Below are 17,590 nucleotides of genomic sequence, written 5' to 3' on the forward strand. Positions count from 1 at the left end.
ATATTTGGGGGGACCTTTGATGAACAAGTCGATCAACATTCAGGACACGTTTTTGAACCAGCTCCGCAAGGAGAGCATCGCCGTTACGGTATATTTGACGAACGGTTTCCAAATCCGCGGATACATTAAAGCGTTCGATAATTTTACGATCATTATCGACAGCGACGGCCGTCAGCAAATGGTATACAAGCACGCGATTTCCACGTTCACGCCGCAGCGTCCCGTATCGCTCATGCCGCAGGAGTCCGCAACCGAATCTTGATCGGCCGGACGCCCGGAAGAAGCCGTTTTGAAACTTTTTCGGGCTTTCAATCGTTTAATAAGTGTACCGAGAAGAGAGGAGCAACCCTAACGGGTTGTTCTTTTGCTTCTGGCGCTGAAAGAAACGGGGTCCCCGCAAAGTAACAGGATTAAGCTTCGAAGGCCGGCTTCACTTTGTGGGGTTCAGTATCGGAGTCCCCGCAAAGTAATCGGAATAAGCTTCGAAGTCCAGCTTCACTTTGTGGGGTTACTTAGGGAGGGAGTCGGAGGATGAGCGCAGCAAGAAACTCCAATGCCGGCGGAACGAACCCGCAGCCGAAAAAGAAAAAGACGAAAAAGCGGTTTAAGCCGCGGAAGCTGCTCGTTTGGTTTCTCGTTACGTGCGTGCTCGGCGTATTTTGCGCGATGGGCGGTTACGTGTTCATCATGCTGAACGGCGAAAAGCTGTTCAACGAAAACAAAGACAAGCTCGATTTGGCGGAAGCGGCCAAAGTGTACGACGTGTTCGGCAACGAGATGACGACGCTGTACGTGCCGGAGGCAAACCGCGAGCTGGTCGAGGCGAAGGATATTCCGGAACGGCTCGCGCAGGCGTTTATCGCGACCGAGGACAAACGGTTTACCGAGCATGGCGGCATCGACTTCTGGTCGATCGGCCGGGCGCTCGTCAAAGATATCGTCAACCGGAAAGCGGTCGAGGGCGGAAGCACGATTACGCAGCAGCTCGCCAAAAACTTGTTTTTGAACGCCGACAAAACGTTATTCCGCAAAGCGACGGAGGCGTCCATCGCGCTTGCGCTGGAAAATAATTTGACCAAGCAAGACATATTGACGTTGTATTTGAACCGGATTTATTTCGGTAATCGGGCGTACGGCGTCAAGATGGCGGCGAAAAAATATTTCGGCAAGTCGGACCTCGGCTCGCTCGAAGTTTGGGAGATGGCTACGCTGGCGGCCATTCCGAAGGCGCCGGCCTATTACAATCCGATCGATCATCCGGACCGTTCGAAGGAACGCCGGGGCGTCGTGCTCCAGCTGATGAGAGATCAAGGCTACATTACCGAAGAAGAGCGGGCCGCGGCGGCGGCCGTGGAATATACGTACAAGCCGCAAACCGGAAACGGCGATTATGCGACCTTTATCGATTATGCGCTCAAGGAAGCCGTCGAAAAGTCGGGCAAATCGGAAGACGAGCTGCTGCGGGGCGGCTATCAAATATATACGACAATGAACCCGGCCGCCCAGAAAGCGATGGAAACGGCGTTCGCGAACGACAAGCTGTTCCAGAAGGACGGTCCGAAGCAAAAAATGCAGGGCGCGATGGTCATCGTCGATCACAAAAACGGCGGAATCGTCGGCATGGTCGGCGGCCGGGACTATAAGACGAAAACGTTGAACCGCGCCGTTCAGCCGCGGGCCCCGGGTTCGTCGTTCAAGCCGATCGCGGAGTACGGCCCGGCGATGGAAACGGACTTCAAAAAGTGGAACCCGTACACGATGCTGAAGGACGAGAAAATGACGTTCCAGGGCGGATATTCGCCGAGCAACTGGGACGGCGTCTATTTGGGCCAAATCAGCATGATGCAAGCTTTGCAAAAGTCGGCGAACGTGCCGAGCGTTTGGCTGCTGGAGCAAATCGGCGTACAGAAAGCGTTCGATTTTGCCAAAAAACTCGGCATCGACTTGGATCGCAGCAAAGACCGAAACCTCGCCATCGCGCTAGGCGGCTTGACCAACGGGGTCACTCCGCTGCAAATGGCTTCCGCCTACGGGGCGTTCGCCAACAACGGCCAGCTGTACAAAAGTCACGCGGTCGACAAAATCGTCGACTCGTCGGACAAGGAAATTTACAAATTCAACGAGAAGCCGACGCAGGCAATGAGCGCCAGAACCGCCTGGTACATGACGGTCATGCTCAAAAACGCCGTCGACAACGGGACGGGCGCCAGCGCGAAAATGAATCGCCCGGTCGCCGGCAAAACGGGAACGACCCAGCTCGATCTGAAAGGGCTGGAGAAATATAACCGGGACGTTTGGTTCGCCGGGTATACCCCGGAATGGTCGGCCGCGATCTGGATGGGCTTCGATACGACCGATCGGGAGCATTACGTTTCGGGCGGAAGCGCGCTGCCCGCGGTCATGTTCAAGGAAGTGATGACGAAGGCGTTGACCGGCGTCAAAGTGACGCAATTCCAGAAGCCGAACGGCGTGGAGGAGCTGAGCCAGCCGCCGCAGACGGTGAACGATTTGACCGCCGCTTACGTACCCGAGAGAGGCATCGTCCGTTTGAGCTGGTCGGCCGTCGGCGGAGACAATATCGTGTACAAAATTTACCGGAAAGGCTCGAAAGACAAGGAATTTATCGAGCTGCCGCGGACGGCGGTGCCGGGATTGGACGATATGACCGTGCCGGCGGGCGACAAGTACGAATATTACGTTGTTCCTTACAATTCGGCGACCGATGCGGAAGCGGAAAAATCGAACGTCGTTTCGATCGAGGTTCCGGCTGGCGGCCCGAATAACGGGCAAGGCAACGGAAACGGAAGCGGCCAAGGCGCCGGCAACGGCAATCCGAACGGAAACGGCCAAGGCGCCGGAAACGGCAGCGGAATCGGTAACGGCAATGGAAACAATACCGGCACCGGAAACGGGCAAATTGGCGGCAACGGAACCGGTTCCGGAAAGCCCGGGACGACGACTCCGGGCGGCACCGGTACGGGAAATCCGGGCACTGGAAACGGATCGGGTACCGGAACGGGTACCGGCACCGGCACCGGCACCGGCACCGGCACCTCGGGCGCGGGAACGGGGACAGGTGCGGGAACGGGTTCGCCGGGCTCCGGTTCCGGGACGGGAACCGGTACCGGTACGCCAGGTGCGGGTACCGGAACTGGAACAGGGACTGGCACCGGCATTCCGGGCTCGGGGACCGGCACCGGAACGACGGGAACCGGCGGGGGAAGCGGCACCGGTACATCGGGTACGGGAACCGGCACATCGGGAACCGGAACCGGCTCGCGTACGATTCCGGTTACGCCGGACCGCTTTTAACGAACCTCATAGGCACGAAAAAGAATCGGTCGCAAGGCCGATTTTTTTTCGTTTTTAACCGGATATAGTAGTCGTATAGCTTTGAAAGATGTATAGGAAGATGTGCTTTAATAAATTTAGTTATAATTACATTTACATATCGAAATAGATATGTAATATTATTTGCAGACACATTTACCTGGAAAGGCGTGGCATTATGGGCAGACTGAAAAAATACGCGAAAAAATCGAAGGAAGAATACCACCAGTATCCGTGGAAAGTCGACTACGAGTTGTTCGCTTTGTTCAGCAAATATTGCGAGAGCTTGAATTTGTCGGTCAACGAAGCGCTCTCGCTGCTCGTGAGCGACGAGATCGAATCGTTCAAGCAGGAGCTGTCGGAAGAGGGGCAGACCGCCATTTTGGACGAGTACCGGAGCAAAAGGGGCATTTTTTTGCGCGAAGGACCGCCTTCGTGCATACATCCGGAGATGCATCGAGGTCCGATCCCTCCCGGCCGGACCCACCGTCGCGATCATGCCGCGGACGATCCGGGCGACGCCCGTCGCGGCGGAGGGCGAGGAAGACCGCGACAGGCTCCCGGCCCCGATATCGAATAGGAGCGTGAAAGCATGTTCAAGCTTTTCCGGTTTTTGAAGCCGTACCGTTCATGGGTGATCGCGATCGTCGCCCTCATGTTTTTGCAATCGATCGCCCAGCTGTACTTGCCGACGCTGATGGCCGACATCGTCGACGTCGGGGTCATGCACGGCAATACGGCCTATATTTTGACGACGGGCGCCGTCATGCTGCTTGTCGCGGCTCTCGGTACGCTGTGCAACGTAACGGCCGGCTATTTGTCTTCGAAGACGGCTTCGGGCTTCGGCAAAATCGTCCGAGGCAGCGTATTCGGCCATGTCGAACGGTTTTCGCTGCAGGAATTCGACAAGTTCGGCACCGCGTCGATGATTACGCGAACGACGAACGACATTACGCAAGTGCAGCAAGTGCTGTTCATGATGATGCGGATGTTTTTGAGCGCTCCGCTTATGATCGTCGGCGGCGTCGTCATGGCCGTCTCGAAAGACGCGAAGCTTTCGCTCGTGCTGGTGGCCGTCATCCCGCTGCTCGTCGGCGTCATCGTGCTGATCGCGTCGAAAGGTACTCCGCTGTTCCGGGCGATGCAGGCGAAGCTGGACCGGCTGAACCTCGTCCTCCGGGAAAATTTGACCGGCATTCGCGTCGTCCGGGCTTTCAACCGGACCGAATGGGAGCGGAGCCGATTCGGCGCGGCGAACGCGGATTTGACCGACACGGCGATCAAAGTGACGCGGATGATGTCCGTCATTTTCCCGGTCATGCTGCTGCTGCTCAATTTGTCCCTGGTTGCGATCATGTGGTTCGGCGGCATCCGGATCGACCGCGGCTATATGCAGGTCGGCGATTTGATCGCCTTTACGCAGTACGCCTCGCAAATTTTGTTTTCGCTGACGATGGTGTCGATGATGTTCATGATGATTCCGCGCGCTTCGGCATCGGCGGTGCGCATCAACGAAGTGCTGAACGCCGCGCCGACGATCGTCGACGGGCCGGGCGTTCGCGACACGGATCTCCGGCAAGCGATCGTCGAATTCGACAACGTCACGTTCAGCTACCCCGGCGCGGAGCAGCCGGCCGTGAAAGGCGTATCGTTTACGGCCAGGCCGGGCGAAACGACGGCAATCATCGGCGGAACCGGCTCCGGCAAATCGACGCTCGTTCATTTGCTGCTCCGTTTTTACGACGCGGACGGCGGCAGCGTGCGAATCGACGGCTGCGACGTGCGCGCCATGCGGCAGGAGCAGCTGCGCGGCATGATCGGCTACGTGCCGCAAAAGGCGTCGCTGTTTTCCGGTACCGTGGAGAGCAATATCCGGTTCGGAAACGAAGAAGCCTCCCCGGAGCAAGTGGAGCGCGCGGCGGAGGTCGCGCAGGCGAAGCCGTTCATCGCGGAAATGAAGGACGGCTTCGAGTCGGTCGTGGCGCAGGGCGGAACGAACTTTTCCGGCGGGCAAAAGCAGCGGCTATCCATCGCGCGCGCGCTCGTCCGCAAGCCGGCGATTTACGTGTTCGACGACAGCTTCTCCGCGCTCGATTACAAAACCGACGCCGCGCTGCGCGCCGCGCTTCAGGCCGAGACGACCGACGCGACGCTGATCATCGTGGCGCAGCGCGTCAGCACGATCATGAACGCCGACCGGATCGTCGTGCTCGACGACGGCGAGGTGGCGGGCATCGGCACGCATCGCGAGCTGCTCGAAACATGCGAAGTATACCGTGAAATCGTATCGTCCCAGCTGTCGGAGGAGGAGATCGCATGAGCGAATCGCATAGAAACAAAGCTCCCGCGGGACAGCCGATGCGCGGTCCCGGCTTCGGGCCGGGCGGCGGCATGATGGGCATGCCGGTGCAGAAGGCGAAAGACGCCAAAGGCGCGATGAAGCGGCTGCTCGGCTATTTGAAGCGGAGACGGGGACAGCTGTCGATCGTGCTCGTCGCGGCCGTTTTAAGCACTGTGTTCGGCATCGTCAGCCCGAAAATTATGGGGGAAGTGACGACCCGGCTGTTCGAAGGCGCCGTTGCGAAATTGAATAACGTCCCTGACGCCGCAATCGACTTCGATGCGATCGGACGCATTTTGCTGCTGCTCGTCGGCTTGTACGCCCTGAGCGCCCTGTTTACGTTCGTGCAGCAGTTCATCGTTGCCGGCGTCGCGCAAAAAGTCGTATTCGAATTGCGGAAAGACGTGCAGAACAAGCTGAACCGGCTGCCGCTGAAATATTTCGATTCCCGCACGCACGGCGAAATATTGAGCCGGGCCACGAACGACGTGGACAATATCGGCAACACGCTGCAGCAGGTGCTCGCGCAATTCATTTCATCGGTCGTCCTGCTCGTCGGCATCGTCGTCATGATGCTTTCGATCAGCCCGCTGCTGACGCTCATTACGATCGTTACGCTGCCGCTCAGCGTCCTGGTCACCAAAAAGGTGGCGACCCGCTCGCAAACATATTTCGCCGCGCAGCAAAAGACGCTCGGCGAGCTGAACGGCCACGTGGAAGAAATGTACGGGGGCCATACGATCGTCAAAGCGTTCGGACACGAGAAAAAAGCGGTCGATACGTTCCAATCGATCAACGAAAAGCTGTACGATGCCGGCTGGCGGGCCCAGTTCGTGTCCGGCATCATCATGCCGCTCATGATGTTCGTCGGCAATATCGGCTACGTGCTCGTCTGCGTCGTCGGCGGCATTTTCGTCACCCGTCAGGCGATCACGATCGGCGACGTGCAGGCGTTCATCCAATATTCGCAGCAGTTTACGATGCCGATCACGCAGGTGGCGAATATCGCCAACCTGATCCAGTCCGCGCTCGCTTCGGCCGAACGGGTGTTCGAGCTGCTCGACGAGCCGGAGGAAGTGCCGGAAGCGTCCGAAGCCGCGATGCACCGGAAACCGCAAGGATCCGTCGAGTTCCGCGACGTATCGTTCGGGTACAAGGAAGACGCGCCGCTCATCGAGCGCATGTCGATCTCGATTCGTCCCGGGCAGACGGTCGCGATCGTCGGGCCGACGGGCGCCGGCAAAACGACGCTCGTCAATTTGCTGATGCGCTTTTACGAAATCGGCGGCGGCGGCATCTCGATCGACGGCGTCGACATACGCGACATGAAGCGAAGCGGGCTTCGGGGGATGTTCGGCATGGTGCTGCAGGACACGTGGCTGTTTAACGGCACGATCCGCGACAATATCGCGTACGGCCGCGAAGGCGCGACGGAGGAGGAAGTGGTGCAAGCCGCGAAGGCGGCATATGCCGACCATTTTATCCGTACGCTTCCGGACGGCTACGATACGATCCTGAACGAAGAGGCGTCCAATTTGTCGCAAGGCCAGAAGCAGCTGCTGACGATCGCCCGCGCGATTCTCGCGAACCCGACGATCCTTATATTGGACGAAGCGACGAGCAGCGTCGATACGCGAACCGAGGTGCATATCCAGAAAGCGATGACCGATTTGATGAAGGGGCGCACGAGCTTCGTCATCGCGCACCGGCTGTCGACGATTCGCGACGCCGACCTTATTCTGGTCATGAACCACGGGCGCGTCGTCGAGCAGGGCACCCATGAGGAACTGCTCGCTTTGAACGGCTTTTACACCGATCTGTACAACAGCCAGTTCGCGACGACGAAGCAGCATCAGGACGCGGTTTAGCCGGTTCGAACGGGGCTGCGGCGGGCCCGTCCCGCAAACCGAAAAAGAAGCCTGTGTTTCCTGACGGACGCACAGGCTTCTTTTTGGTTCCCGCATGCTCGTTCAAGTTCAATAGTAGCCTCCGCCGTATCCATACCCGTATCCATATCCGGGATAGTACGGGTAGTACGGATAGTAGTACGGGTAAGGCCGGAAAAACGGGAAAGCGAAAAAGAAAAACGGAAACCGCCGCCGGCGAAATCTGCGGAATCTTCTTCGGCCGTAGCCAAACGGCTGCCTCGGGTCGAACTCCCGTTCTTCTCCATCGACGTCTTCGGGGACGAGCATCGTAACCCCTTCCTCGTCCATGCCGTCGATAATGCCCTCGAACTGCGAACCGTCGTTCCCGTGCGCGATAACATGGTAATTCATGTACTTGTGGCATTGTGCCTTGATATCTTCCGCCGATAAGCCGGCTCTTTCGGGTTGAATCGGGTACATGGTTTTCAGCGCCTCCTTTATTTACCGTTAGGATATTCGCCCAGCGCCCAAAGCGTTACCGCAAATCAAATATTTTCAATCAAAGGAATGTTTGAATATGTTGCGCAAACGATATATACTTTTAATCAAACGCGTGTTTGAATGAAAATCGAGGTGATCATTATGGCCCGGGACGTTTGCGACGTATACTGCTTCGACGAACAAAAGGTCGCGCGCGGAAAACAATTTCTTTCGGGGATCGACGCGGAAGGAATGACGCGGCTGTTCAAAGCGCTGGCGGACGAGACGCGGCTGCGGATCGCGCTGGCGCTATGCCAGGAAGACGAATTATGCGTGTGCGACGTGGCGAATATGCTCGGCTCCGCCATCGCCAACGTATCGCATCATCTCCGGTCGCTTCGGAATATGGGAATCGCGAAGCATCGCAAAGAAGGGAAGCTGGTCTTTTATTCGCTCAAGGACGACCGCGTCAAGCGGCTCGTTATGTCCGCACAGGTACGCGGGAACGAAACATTGGCGAACGTTTGATCGGCGCATTCGTCAGCCGAAACTTCATCAGACAGTCATCGAAATGGGTGAAGCGATTGAGACATACGGAAACGATCGTTGTAGGCGGGGGACAGGCAGGGCTTGCGATCGGCTATTATTTGAAACGAAAAGGATCGCCGTTTCTGATTTTGGACGCGAACGAGCGGACAGGCGATACGTGGAGGAATCGGTACGATTCGCTGCATTTGTTTACGCCAAGAATGTACGACGGGTTGCCGGGGCTGACATTTCAAGGAGAATCGAACGGTCTGCCTTCGAAGGACGAAGCGGCGGATTATTTGGAATCGTATGCCCGTCATTTTTCGCTGCCGATCCAATATCGCACGAAGGTGACTTCCATGGTACAAGACGAAAAGAGGTTCGTCTTGCGCACCGATCAAGGCGATTTTTCGGCCCGACATGTCGTCGTCGCTACGGGTCCTTTTCATAAGCCGCGAATACCGGAGTTCGCGAAGCGGCTGCCGGATCGCGTGATTCAACTTCATTCCGCCGAATATCGGAATCCAGGCCAGCTGCAGCAGGGCAGCGTGCTTATCGTCGGGGCCGGCAATTCCGGCGCTCAGATCGCCGTCGAGCTGGCCATGCAAAGGAGCGTCTATTTGTCTTACGGCCGTCCGTTGCGTTTCAAACCGCTCTACCTGTTTGGAACGAGCATTTTCTGGTATTTCGACAAGCTCGGTCTGCTGGAAGCCGATGCGGATTCCGCATTAGGGGGATGGCTCCGGAAACAGCCGGAGCAAATATACGGTTTGGATTTGAAAAAGCTGCTGAACGCCAAAGCGATAGGTTCGTTTCCAAAATGCGCGGACGCCGACGAGACCGGCATCCGTTTTGAAGACGGCACCTCTTTTCATGCGGACAATGTCGTTTGGGCAACCGGGTTTCGGGCGGATTACGGTTGGATCCGGATTCCGGGCGCATTTCGCGAGGACGGTACGCCGGTGACCCGAAACGGCGTCAGCCCCGTAGCCGGGTTGTTCTTTCTCGGCCTTCCGTGGCAGTCGAGCAGAGGCTCGGCGCTTATGGGATGGGTAGCCAAAGACGCGGAGCGATTGGCGCAAATGCTTTAAACGGAAGTTGGACAGGGAAGCAGATGCGAATTTGAATCTGAGGAGTGGAAGCATGAGCGGCTCGATCGGACCTAACGAAAGCTGCGGCGACAAAGGCTGCTGCCGACTCGACAGCGGCGATCATGCCGCAAATGGCGCGGACACGGCGGCGGACGTACCGGAGCGGCGGCAGCCTCTCCGGTCTTACCGGATTGACGGCATGGATTGCAGCTCCTGCGCAATGACGATTGAAAACCATTTGAAGACCTTCCCGGGATGGCTGAGGCTGTGGATCGCGGTACTGAGCGACACCGGCGCCGCTCTGCTGGTTATCTTGAACAGCATGAGGCTGCTGACAACGGGAAGCAAGAGATTGGGGTAAAAGGGAGGAACGAGCATGTTTATGATTCGCGAAGACGAACCGCTCGCCTCGGCCGCGGTTCGGGCGATCCGCATCGGGGACGTGCCGGCGCTGAAACGACTGCTGGCCGACCATCCGGAGCTGGCCGCCGCGTCGGTCGCTCGAAGCGATAGCGCGGACGGCGAAACGGAAAGACGGAGCTTGCGCACGCTCCTTCATGTGGCGACCGACTGGCCCGGCCGCTTTCCGAACGTTGCCGCGACCATTGCCGCGCTGATCGAGGCCGGCGCGGACGCAAACGCCGGGTTCGTCGGCCCGCATGCCGAGACGCCGCTTCATTGGGCGGCCAGCTGCGACGACGTCGAGGCGATCGACGCGCTGCTCGGTGCCGGCGCCGACATCGAGGCGCCGGGCGCGGTCATCGCCGGCGGAACGCCGCTCGACGATGCGGTGGCGTTCGGGCAATGGCGCGCGGCGAGAAGGCTGGTCGAACGCGGAGCGCGGACCGCTCTTTGGCATGCGTCGGCGCTCGGCCTATTGGAGTCCTTGAAGGCTCATTTCGCCGGGGCCGCGCTTTCGAACCGATATCCGTGGGGAGCGGGAAGCTCCCCGCCTCCGAACGAAATCGACGTCGCCTTTTGGTGCGCTTGTCATGGCGGCCAGCGTCATTGTGCCGAATATTTGCTAAGCAAAGGCGCCGATCCGAATTGGGTTTCGGCATGGGACGGTCTGACTCCGCTCGACGCGGCGCTCCGCGGCGGCGCCGACGAATTGGCCGAGTGGCTGCGCGGACGCGGCGCCCGGCCGTCCGGCGCGAGCGGCTGAAACGGGCGACATTGCAGCGTAACGATGAGGCAAGGCTGTCGGACATCCGGCAGCCTGTTTCGCCATGCGCATCCGCTTCGGATCGGGGGACGGACATGCCGGACGATGGATGGGAAAACGATGCTTGCGGCGAAGTAGGAATCGGGCCGCTTTTGTCGAAGTATAGGAGGTATAAGCCTGCATGACAAAAAACGGGTGACTTATGAAAAGTTGGCTTCCGCGGCTCGGCTCGCGGCCATTCCGGAGCTTCCAGCTGCGACTGTTCCTTTATTTGTTTCTGATCGGCTCGGTCCCGGTATTTGCCGCGCTCTCGATCTTTTACGCGCATTCGCTCGAGCGTTCCGACGAAGAATGGAGAGCGGCGGTCGCGCGAAAGCACGATAACGTGCAGCGCCGGCTCGAACGGGAAATGCGCGAGCTCGAATATATGTACCGCACCTGGGTGCAGCACGAATCGGTCGGACTGCTGCTGCAAATGAACCGCGACGGCCGGATCATGAACGAAGCGGCGTTTCGCGCCGTGAAAGAGTCGATCGTGCGTACGGCGGTCTTCCAGCTGGAATACCGCAAAAACGTGACCGACATCTGCTTCGCGCTCGAAGGAAACGGTTCGTTTTGCGCGGTCGGCAATCCTTTCGACTACGAGCCCCGCGACGCGCGGGTGCCGGTCAACCGGACCGATCTGTTCGTCCGCGACGAAGGGAGAAACGGCATCGGCTTCGTCGGGCCGCTCTACGACGCGGCGAATTTCGTCATCGTCGGCCATATCGAAATCGTGATGGACATGTCCCGGCTGCTTGGCGAAATACGCGCCGACAACGATTTGTCCGATCTCGTGCTGTGGGATGCGGCGACCGACTCGATCTTGTTCGAGAGCGGCCGGCGCGACCCCGCGACAAGCCATAGCGCCTCGTTGTTTTTGTCGGACAAGGAGCCGTTTCTGCGCAGCGAAGCGGACGTCTATTTCTCCCAGCGTCCGGTCTCGGCGCCGGGCGCGTCGTGGATGACTTACCTGGAGGCGCCGAATACCGACATCCGTTCGCTCCGGTCGTCGCTGCGCAACACGATCCTTGTTTTTTGCGCGATTTTGGTGCTGGTATCGATCATCAGCTCGCTCGTTTTCTCCGCTTTGTTCGCGAGGCCGCTCCATTCGCTGAGGCAGCTGATGAAGCGCGCCGAATCCGGAGATTTGAAGGCGTACTGGATGTCCGCCAGCATTCGCGAAATCGACGAGCTCGGCAGCAGCTACAACCAAATGCTCAACCGGCTCGAGGAAACGATCAAGCAGGCGAAGCAGGAAGAATCGCTCAAGAAGGAAGCGGAAATCGAAGCGCTGCAATATCAGCTCAATCCGCATTTTTTGTACAACACGCTGAATACGATCAAATGGGTGGCGAAAATACACCGAACGCCGCAAATTTCCGACGCGGTCAGCGCGCTCGTTCGCCTGCTGCAGGCGAGTCTCGGGAAGAAGGGCGATTTTTTGACGCTGAAGGAAGAAATCGGGCTGATCAAAGATTATATGGCGATTCAAACGTTTCGCTACGGGGATACGGTTCGGATGAATTTGGACATCGACCCGCTCGCCTCGATCTGCCTCGTTCCGAAAATGATGCTTCAGCCGCTCGTCGAAAACGCGCTCATTCACGGCTTCGAGAATGGCGCGGAGGGCGGAGAAATTACGATCAAGGCGTGGCTCGACCGCGATTTGCTGCTTTGCGAAGTTCAGGACAACGGGAAAGGGTTCGCCTCCCCGGAAACGGTCCAGGAGCCGCCCCTGCGCGGTCACGGTTCCAAAGAACGGATGAGCGGAATCGGTCTGAGCAACATTCGCGATAAAATCAAGCTGTACTACGGTCCCGATTATAAGATGCATATTTTCAGCAAGCCGAACGCAGGAACGACGGTCCGGCTGTCGCTGCCCATACACCGAAGCGAGGAGGCGTAAAGCGTGAACGTATTGATCGTGGACGACGAACCGATTATTCGGGTCGGCTTGAAAGCTCTCGTCGATTGGGAGCGGCACGGCTTTCGGCTCGCCGGGGAAGCGGCCGACGGCGTCGAGGCGTTGGAGCAGCTGCGCAGCAAGCCGATCGACATCGTCATTACCGATATCCGCATGCCGAGAATGGACGGACTGGCGCTTATGCGCGAGGCGAAAGCGGTTCGCGGCGACGTCGGGCTGCTCGTGCTGAGCTGCCTGGACGATTTCGCCTACGTCAAGGAAGCGATGAAGCTGGGCGCGCAAGATTACATTTTGAAGCCGACGATGGAGCCGGAGGAGCTGCTGGCGATTTTGCAAACGGTTCGCGCAAAGCTCGACGAGGAGCGGCGGACGATGCGGGCGCTCGCCGAATGGCGGGAGCATATGCAGCAATCGGGCGCGCACCGGCTCGCCGACTCGCTGCGCCAATACGTGGAAACCGGGGCGGGACGGGACCGCATCGAGGCGGAGCTGTTTGCGCCGGGCTGCGGCTTGTTCACCGTATGGATCGAAGGCGATCCGGGCGGGCTGCCTGCGGGCGAAGAGCGGACGGTTCCGGAAAGCCGGGCGATCGTCAAATGGAGCGAGCGTTCCCGGATCGTTCTGTTCGGCTATGAGAAATCGGCGTCGGAAAAAGAACGGTACGAGCGGATGTACGGCTGCGCGCAGGCCGTGTACGCGTATATCAAGGAACGGGCGGCGCCCGGAACGGACTGGTTCGTTTGCCTCGGACCGGCGATCGGCAAGCCGGAGCTTCTTCCCGAAAGCTTCGCGGCGCACCGCCGACAGCTGCATTCGCGTTTTTACGGAGCGCCCGACGCGTTCGTTCTGGCCTGGCCGGAGGCGGCGGAGGACGGACCGCTGCCGGTCGCGGAACGAAACGACTTTTTGCGCGCCGTTTCGACCGGCAACCGGGAGGCGGCCTACCATTGGGCCGACGTCCTGACGGAGTCGGTCAGGCGGAATAAGCCGAACGTCGACAAGCTGCAAACGTTTTTGGCCGACATGATCGGGCTTGCGTTCGGACTCGCGCGGCAGCATCAGCCGAACGGTTCTGAGGAGGACGACATGCCGGCGGCGGCGCTGCAGCCGCTTCGCGCCATGGCGCATGTCGATCCGCTTTGCGCGTTCGTCAAGGAAACGGCGCGCGGGCTGTGGACGAAGCCGCTCGGCCACGGAACGGCGAAGGAGCCGGGCAACCCGTTTATCAAAAAAGCGATCCGCTTCATGCGCGAGCATTACGGCCGCAATATCGGTACCGTCGACATCGCCGACCACGTGAAGCTGAGCCGCAGCTATTTGAGCGACCTGTTCAGCAAAGAAATGGGCGAGTCGCTGACGGAAACGCTCACCCGCATTCGCATCGAGGAGGCGAAGCGGAAGCTGCGCTCCGGCGAAATGAAAGTGTACGAAATCGCCGAGGCGGTCGGCTTCTCCGACTCGAAATCGTTCGCGAAAACGTTCAAGCGGCTCGTCGGCTGCACGCCGAAGGAATACGAATCGTCCGGCGATTGAGCCGCGCAACATCTGCGATGCTGCTTCCTGGACGTGACCGACGCACAGCCCGTTCCGTTTAACCGTCCGGCGCTTTCTCTGCTTTGATCGGCCTTGCGGTTCAACTAAACCGGAAAATCTCCCTCTAAATTCGTATATCGAATAGATGTCGGTTCGAGTTAACGGGAAAAGCTCCCTGTAAAGTCTCGCTGCATCGGCAAAAACCGCGATTCGGGAGAACATAGCGGGAGCTTTTCCTTCTAAAGCGGCCGGCAGCGGGGAGAGCATCTAAATTAGCGTGAGGATTTCCCGGTCACTGCGAGGGGTTCAGCATGGATACGTTCGCTAATGTGCAAAATGCGGCATCGCCAATCGGCGCTATGCTTAACGTGGGGGCTTCACGCGGGATGAAAATGGGCGATTATGACGGACATTCACGGCAACGCCCCGGCGCTGCGCGCCGTTTTGTCGGAAATCGACGCCGCCGGCGGCCATCAACTGCCCGGGGAGGAGCCGTTCGATGGGCGAGTATAAGTATTGTCCGTTCTGCGGTCGAGCTTTGACGGACACGAAGACGGTCGGCAAAAGCTTCCGGCGGTGTCCGGAAGGACACTATACGTCGTATCCGAGGCAAACCGTCGGCGCGGCCGCTATTTTGACGGACCGGGGGCAAATATTGCTGGAACGGCGGGCGATCGAGCCCGGTTACGGTTTATGGGCGCTGCCGGGCGGGATGGCGGAGCCGGGGGAGTCGATCGAGCAATGCGTGGCGCGGGAGCTTTATGAGGAGACGGGACTTGCGATTGAGCCGACAAAGCTGCTGGACGTCGTCGGAGGCAAACAAGTATGCATCGTTTTTTACGAAGCCCGAATCGTCGCGGCAAACTGATGAAGTCGGACGAATCGTCGGAGCTGCGGTGGTTTGAACCGGAACATATTCCGTACGATCAATTTGCGTTTGCGCGGCATAAGGAAATGCTGCGCAAATGGTTGGAAGCCCGTCGTACATAGACAGATTCGATAAAAAAGATAATCGGCCGAATGGAAAGTCGAAGCCGCGCGAAACGGGCCGCAATTGTCGTTTTGCGGCTGCCGAACGAGACGGCGCTTCGCCCAGGCGACACGTTTCGGCTTGAACCGTTACGCATGTCGGTTTGTGCGCTTTCCCGGGAAAAGTTGAACGAGGCGCGAGACAGAAGGAGACGAAAGCATGGAAGTCGCAGAGATGGAGCTCGGTCACTACGAGCAAATGATCGAGCTGTGGAACGAGACGGAAGGGCTCGTATTGAGCGAGGCGGATGCCAAGCCGAATATCGAACGCTTTTTGCGGCGGAACGCCGGGCTTAGCTTCGTCTGCATGCAGGACGAGCGGGTGGTCGGCACGATCATGTGCGGCCACGACGGCCGAAGAGGCTTTCTGTATCATGTAGCCGTAAGCCGGGAGCTTCGGGGCAACGGCATCGCCAAACGGTTGGTCGAACGCAGCCTCGACGGACTGCGCGCGGCCGGCGTCGACAAATGCCATCTGTTTACGCTGGAATCGAACGATATCGGCAACCGGTATTGGTCCGGAACCGGATGGGAGAGAAGGAGCGGCATATTGCTCTACTCGAAGGACGTATGATGGAAGATCGGGAAAAGCCGCGGTACACGATTTTGTTCGTCCGGCAAGGGAGCCGCATTTTGATGCTGAATCGGGACCGGTCGCCGGCCAAAGGGCTGTGGAACGGCGTCGGGGGCAAGCTGGAGGCAGGCGAATCGCCGCTGGCCGGCGTACTGCGCGAAGCGTACGAGGAGACGGGCATCCGTCTGACGGACGCCCGCTTCAAAGGCGTCGTTCGATGGGAGCCGGACCGTGCCCCGTCCGAGGGCATGTATTTGTTTATCGCCGATTTGCCGCCTCATGTGTCGGTTCCGACGCCGCGCCGGACGGATGAAGGACTGCTGGAGTGGAAGGAAATCGATTGGATTTTGTCCGAGCGCAATTTGGGCGTCGGCGAAGCGATCCCCCGTTACTTGCCCGCGGCGCTGGAGGAAGCAGATCGCTGCTATGTTCACCGCTGCGTGCTGGAAGGAAACCGGCTCGTCCGTTACGAACGAGCGCCGCTGGAGCCGTTATTGTCCGTTTGAAAGGAAGTGCCGCAATGATCGATGTCGAACAAGTTCGCCGTATGGCGCTGTCGCTGCCGGAAGCGACGGAGCGCGAAGCGTGGGGTACCCCGGCATTCCGGGTCAAAGACAAAATTTTTGCGCGCATGCTCGAAGACGGCCGGTCGCTCGCCATCAAAGCGCCCGAAGACGAGCGATGGCTGCTATCGGAGTCGGAGCCGGACACGTACAGCGTTCCGCCGCATTATCGCAATTATAGCATGATGGTCGTTCGATTGTCCCGCATCGACCCCGATTCGCTGAAGGCGCATCTGATCCAGGCATGGCGGTTGACGGCGCCGAAGCGTCTCGTTGCGGCATATCACGCAGAGGGATAGTCGGCTGGAACGCGCCGACTCCGATTATTGCGAAGCGGATAGCGGACTTTTCGCAGCCGCCGCCAAAGGCGATACGCAGGTCAAACGAATCGTCGTCACCGGAGCCAATCGGCAGCAGTCGACGGAAAAAGGCGTCCGCATCGGTTCCGCGGTCGAAACGATTTTCGCGGGTCACGGCAAATGCGGCTACGAACGAACGGAGCAAGGGGCGCGCATATTCGGTTACGCCGACCAAAAAGCTCGCGTCACGCTGGAATTTTGGACGCATAACGGCATTGTCCGGGAAATCCGCTTCGACGATACCGGCACTGGATGAACGCCGGAGAAAGGAAGGATTCCGCCTATGTTTGAACTGAAACCGATCGAACCGGCGATTCGACCCGAGGTCGTCGCCAAAATCGAACAGGAGTGGGGGTCTCCCGTGCTCGTCTCGCGCGGCCGGGTTCATCGGGCGGACCGGCTGGACGGCTTCGTCTGCCGACGCGAGAACGAGCTTGTCGGTCTCGTCACGTACGACATCCGGCTCGGCCATTGCGAAATCGTATCCCTCGACAGCTGGCTGGAGCGTCAAGGCGTAGGCGGCGCGCTCGTCGAGGCGGTCGTCCGCGAAGCGAGACGGCAAGGCTGCCGCCGCGTCTGGCTCATTACGACGAACGACAATACGGCGGCCATGCGCTTTTACCAGAAACGCGGCTTCCGCATGTGCGCGCTCCATACGGGCGCCGTTGCGGCAGCGCGCAAGCTGAAGCCGCAAATTCCGCTTGTCGGCTATGACGGCATTCCGATCGATCACGAAATCGAATTCGAGATCGTGCTGTAAGCG

General features: G+C 58.9%; 18 protein-coding genes. 17 read left to right on the forward strand and 1 reads right to left on the reverse strand.

Features of this window, described 5'->3' with window-relative positions:
* Nucleotides 1-19: 19 nt before the first annotated feature.
* From hfq to PV407_RS07280, 5 genes are all read left to right on the forward strand, one after another.
* Complete coding sequence (gene hfq, locus PV407_RS07260; protein WP_332089236.1) at nt 20-262, forward strand: RNA chaperone Hfq; 243 nt, start codon at nt 20-22, stop codon at nt 260-262.
* A gap of 269 nt (nt 263-531) precedes the next feature.
* A complete protein-coding gene (locus PV407_RS07265) occupies nt 532-3,312 on the forward strand; it encodes a transglycosylase domain-containing protein (protein ID WP_332089237.1) in 2,781 nt (926 codons plus the stop codon).
* A gap of 196 nt (nt 3,313-3,508) precedes the next feature.
* Nucleotides 3,509-3,910 carry a hypothetical protein gene (locus PV407_RS07270; RefSeq protein WP_332089238.1) on the forward strand — a complete coding sequence of 134 codons (402 nt, stop codon included), beginning with the start codon at nt 3,509-3,511 and terminating at the stop codon, nt 3,908-3,910.
* A gap of 12 nt (nt 3,911-3,922) precedes the next feature.
* The gene (locus tag PV407_RS07275; RefSeq protein WP_332089239.1) at nt 3,923-5,650 is read left to right on the forward strand and encodes an ABC transporter ATP-binding protein; all 1,728 of its coding nucleotides are present in this window, start codon (nt 3,923-3,925) and stop codon (nt 5,648-5,650) included.
* Complete coding sequence (locus tag PV407_RS07280) at nt 5,647-7,539, forward strand: ABC transporter ATP-binding protein (RefSeq protein ID WP_332089240.1); 1,893 nt, start codon at nt 5,647-5,649, stop codon at nt 7,537-7,539. Before PV407_RS07275 ends, PV407_RS07280 begins: the two co-directional genes overlap by 4 nt.
* A gap of 108 nt (nt 7,540-7,647) precedes the next feature.
* Here PV407_RS07280 and PV407_RS07285 read toward each other — a convergent pair whose 3' ends face one another.
* A complete protein-coding gene (locus PV407_RS07285; protein WP_332089241.1) occupies nt 7,648-8,019 on the reverse strand; it encodes a hypothetical protein in 372 nt (123 codons plus the stop codon).
* A gap of 141 nt (nt 8,020-8,160) precedes the next feature.
* Between PV407_RS07285 and PV407_RS07290 the strand changes: the two genes are divergently transcribed.
* The 12 genes from PV407_RS07290 to PV407_RS07345 all read left to right on the forward strand — a co-directional run bounded on the left by PV407_RS07290 (nt 8,161) and on the right by PV407_RS07345 (nt 17,587).
* The gene (locus tag PV407_RS07290) at nt 8,161-8,547 is read left to right on the forward strand and encodes an ArsR/SmtB family transcription factor (protein ID WP_332089242.1); all 387 of its coding nucleotides are present in this window, start codon (nt 8,161-8,163) and stop codon (nt 8,545-8,547) included.
* A 56-nt stretch (nt 8,548-8,603) separates the two neighbouring features.
* Nucleotides 8,604-9,638, forward strand: a complete 1,035-nt coding sequence (locus PV407_RS07295; RefSeq protein ID WP_332089243.1) for a flavin-containing monooxygenase — start codon at nt 8,604-8,606, stop codon at nt 9,636-9,638.
* Nucleotides 9,639-9,690: 52 nt separating this feature from the next.
* Entirely contained in the window at nt 9,691-9,999 is a 309-nt protein-coding gene (locus PV407_RS07300; protein WP_332089244.1) for a hypothetical protein, read from the forward strand.
* Nucleotides 10,000-10,014: 15 nt separating this feature from the next.
* Nucleotides 10,015-10,803, forward strand: a complete 789-nt coding sequence (locus PV407_RS07305; protein ID WP_332089245.1) for an ankyrin repeat domain-containing protein — start codon at nt 10,015-10,017, stop codon at nt 10,801-10,803.
* 202 nt (nt 10,804-11,005) lie between these two features.
* Complete coding sequence (locus PV407_RS07310) at nt 11,006-12,751, forward strand: sensor histidine kinase (protein WP_332089246.1); 1,746 nt, start codon at nt 11,006-11,008, stop codon at nt 12,749-12,751.
* Between the two features lie 3 nt (nt 12,752-12,754).
* Nucleotides 12,755-14,302 carry a response regulator transcription factor gene (locus tag PV407_RS07315; RefSeq protein ID WP_332089247.1) on the forward strand — a complete coding sequence of 516 codons (1,548 nt, stop codon included), beginning with the start codon at nt 12,755-12,757 and terminating at the stop codon, nt 14,300-14,302.
* Between the two features lie 499 nt (nt 14,303-14,801).
* A complete protein-coding gene (locus tag PV407_RS07320) occupies nt 14,802-15,170 on the forward strand; it encodes an NUDIX hydrolase (RefSeq protein ID WP_332089248.1) in 369 nt (122 codons plus the stop codon).
* A gap of 321 nt (nt 15,171-15,491) precedes the next feature.
* A complete protein-coding gene (locus tag PV407_RS07325; protein ID WP_332089249.1) occupies nt 15,492-15,905 on the forward strand; it encodes a GNAT family N-acetyltransferase in 414 nt (137 codons plus the stop codon).
* Nucleotides 15,905-16,411, forward strand: a complete 507-nt coding sequence (locus PV407_RS07330; protein WP_332089250.1) for an NUDIX hydrolase — start codon at nt 15,905-15,907, stop codon at nt 16,409-16,411. Before PV407_RS07325 ends, PV407_RS07330 begins: the two co-directional genes overlap by 1 nt.
* A 14-nt stretch (nt 16,412-16,425) precedes the next feature.
* Nucleotides 16,426-16,767: an MmcQ/YjbR family DNA-binding protein gene (locus tag PV407_RS07335; protein ID WP_332089251.1), complete on the forward strand. Its 342-nt coding sequence runs from the start codon at nt 16,426-16,428 to the stop codon at nt 16,765-16,767.
* Nucleotides 16,742-17,083 (forward strand): hypothetical protein, encoded by a 342-nt coding sequence (locus tag PV407_RS07340; protein ID WP_332089252.1) that lies wholly within the window; start codon nt 16,742-16,744, stop codon nt 17,081-17,083. Before PV407_RS07335 ends, PV407_RS07340 begins: the two co-directional genes overlap by 26 nt.
* A gap of 27 nt (nt 17,084-17,110) precedes the next feature.
* The gene (locus tag PV407_RS07345) at nt 17,111-17,587 is read left to right on the forward strand and encodes a GNAT family N-acetyltransferase (protein WP_332089253.1); all 477 of its coding nucleotides are present in this window, start codon (nt 17,111-17,113) and stop codon (nt 17,585-17,587) included.
* The last annotated feature ends 3 nt before the right edge of the window (nt 17,588-17,590 follow it).

Origin of the sequence: Paenibacillus sp. GYB003 (assembly GCF_036577625.1) — a bacterium.
Taxonomy (GTDB): Bacteria; Bacillota; Bacilli; order Paenibacillales; family NBRC-103111; genus Paenibacillus_AB.

What these genes read in the sequence shown, in the direction of transcription:
- hfq (WP_332089236.1), top strand. Translation starts at nt 20, where the DNA reads ATGAACAAGTCGATCAACATTCAGGACACGTTTTTGAACCAGCTCCGC.
- PV407_RS07265 (WP_332089237.1), top strand. Translation starts at nt 532, where the DNA reads ATGAGCGCAGCAAGAAACTCCAATGCCGGCGGAACGAACCCGCAGCCG.
- PV407_RS07270 (WP_332089238.1), top strand. Translation starts at nt 3,509, where the DNA reads ATGGGCAGACTGAAAAAATACGCGAAAAAATCGAAGGAAGAATACCAC.
- PV407_RS07275 (WP_332089239.1), top strand. Translation starts at nt 3,923, where the DNA reads ATGTTCAAGCTTTTCCGGTTTTTGAAGCCGTACCGTTCATGGGTGATC.
- PV407_RS07280 (WP_332089240.1), top strand. Translation starts at nt 5,647, where the DNA reads ATGAGCGAATCGCATAGAAACAAAGCTCCCGCGGGACAGCCGATGCGC.
- PV407_RS07285 (WP_332089241.1), bottom strand. Translation starts at nt 8,019, where the DNA reads ATGTACCCGATTCAACCCGAAAGAGCCGGCTTATCGGCGGAAGATATC.
- PV407_RS07290 (WP_332089242.1), top strand. Translation starts at nt 8,161, where the DNA reads ATGAAAATCGAGGTGATCATTATGGCCCGGGACGTTTGCGACGTATAC.
- PV407_RS07300 (WP_332089244.1), top strand. Translation starts at nt 9,691, where the DNA reads ATGAGCGGCTCGATCGGACCTAACGAAAGCTGCGGCGACAAAGGCTGC.
- PV407_RS07305 (WP_332089245.1), top strand. Translation starts at nt 10,015, where the DNA reads ATGTTTATGATTCGCGAAGACGAACCGCTCGCCTCGGCCGCGGTTCGG.
- PV407_RS07310 (WP_332089246.1), top strand. Translation starts at nt 11,006, where the DNA reads ATGAAAAGTTGGCTTCCGCGGCTCGGCTCGCGGCCATTCCGGAGCTTC.
- PV407_RS07320 (WP_332089248.1), top strand. Translation starts at nt 14,802, where the DNA reads ATGGGCGAGTATAAGTATTGTCCGTTCTGCGGTCGAGCTTTGACGGAC.
- PV407_RS07325 (WP_332089249.1), top strand. Translation starts at nt 15,492, where the DNA reads ATGGAAGTCGCAGAGATGGAGCTCGGTCACTACGAGCAAATGATCGAG.
- PV407_RS07330 (WP_332089250.1), top strand. Translation starts at nt 15,905, where the DNA reads ATGGAAGATCGGGAAAAGCCGCGGTACACGATTTTGTTCGTCCGGCAA.
- PV407_RS07335 (WP_332089251.1), top strand. Translation starts at nt 16,426, where the DNA reads ATGATCGATGTCGAACAAGTTCGCCGTATGGCGCTGTCGCTGCCGGAA.
- PV407_RS07345 (WP_332089253.1), top strand. Translation starts at nt 17,111, where the DNA reads ATGTTTGAACTGAAACCGATCGAACCGGCGATTCGACCCGAGGTCGTC.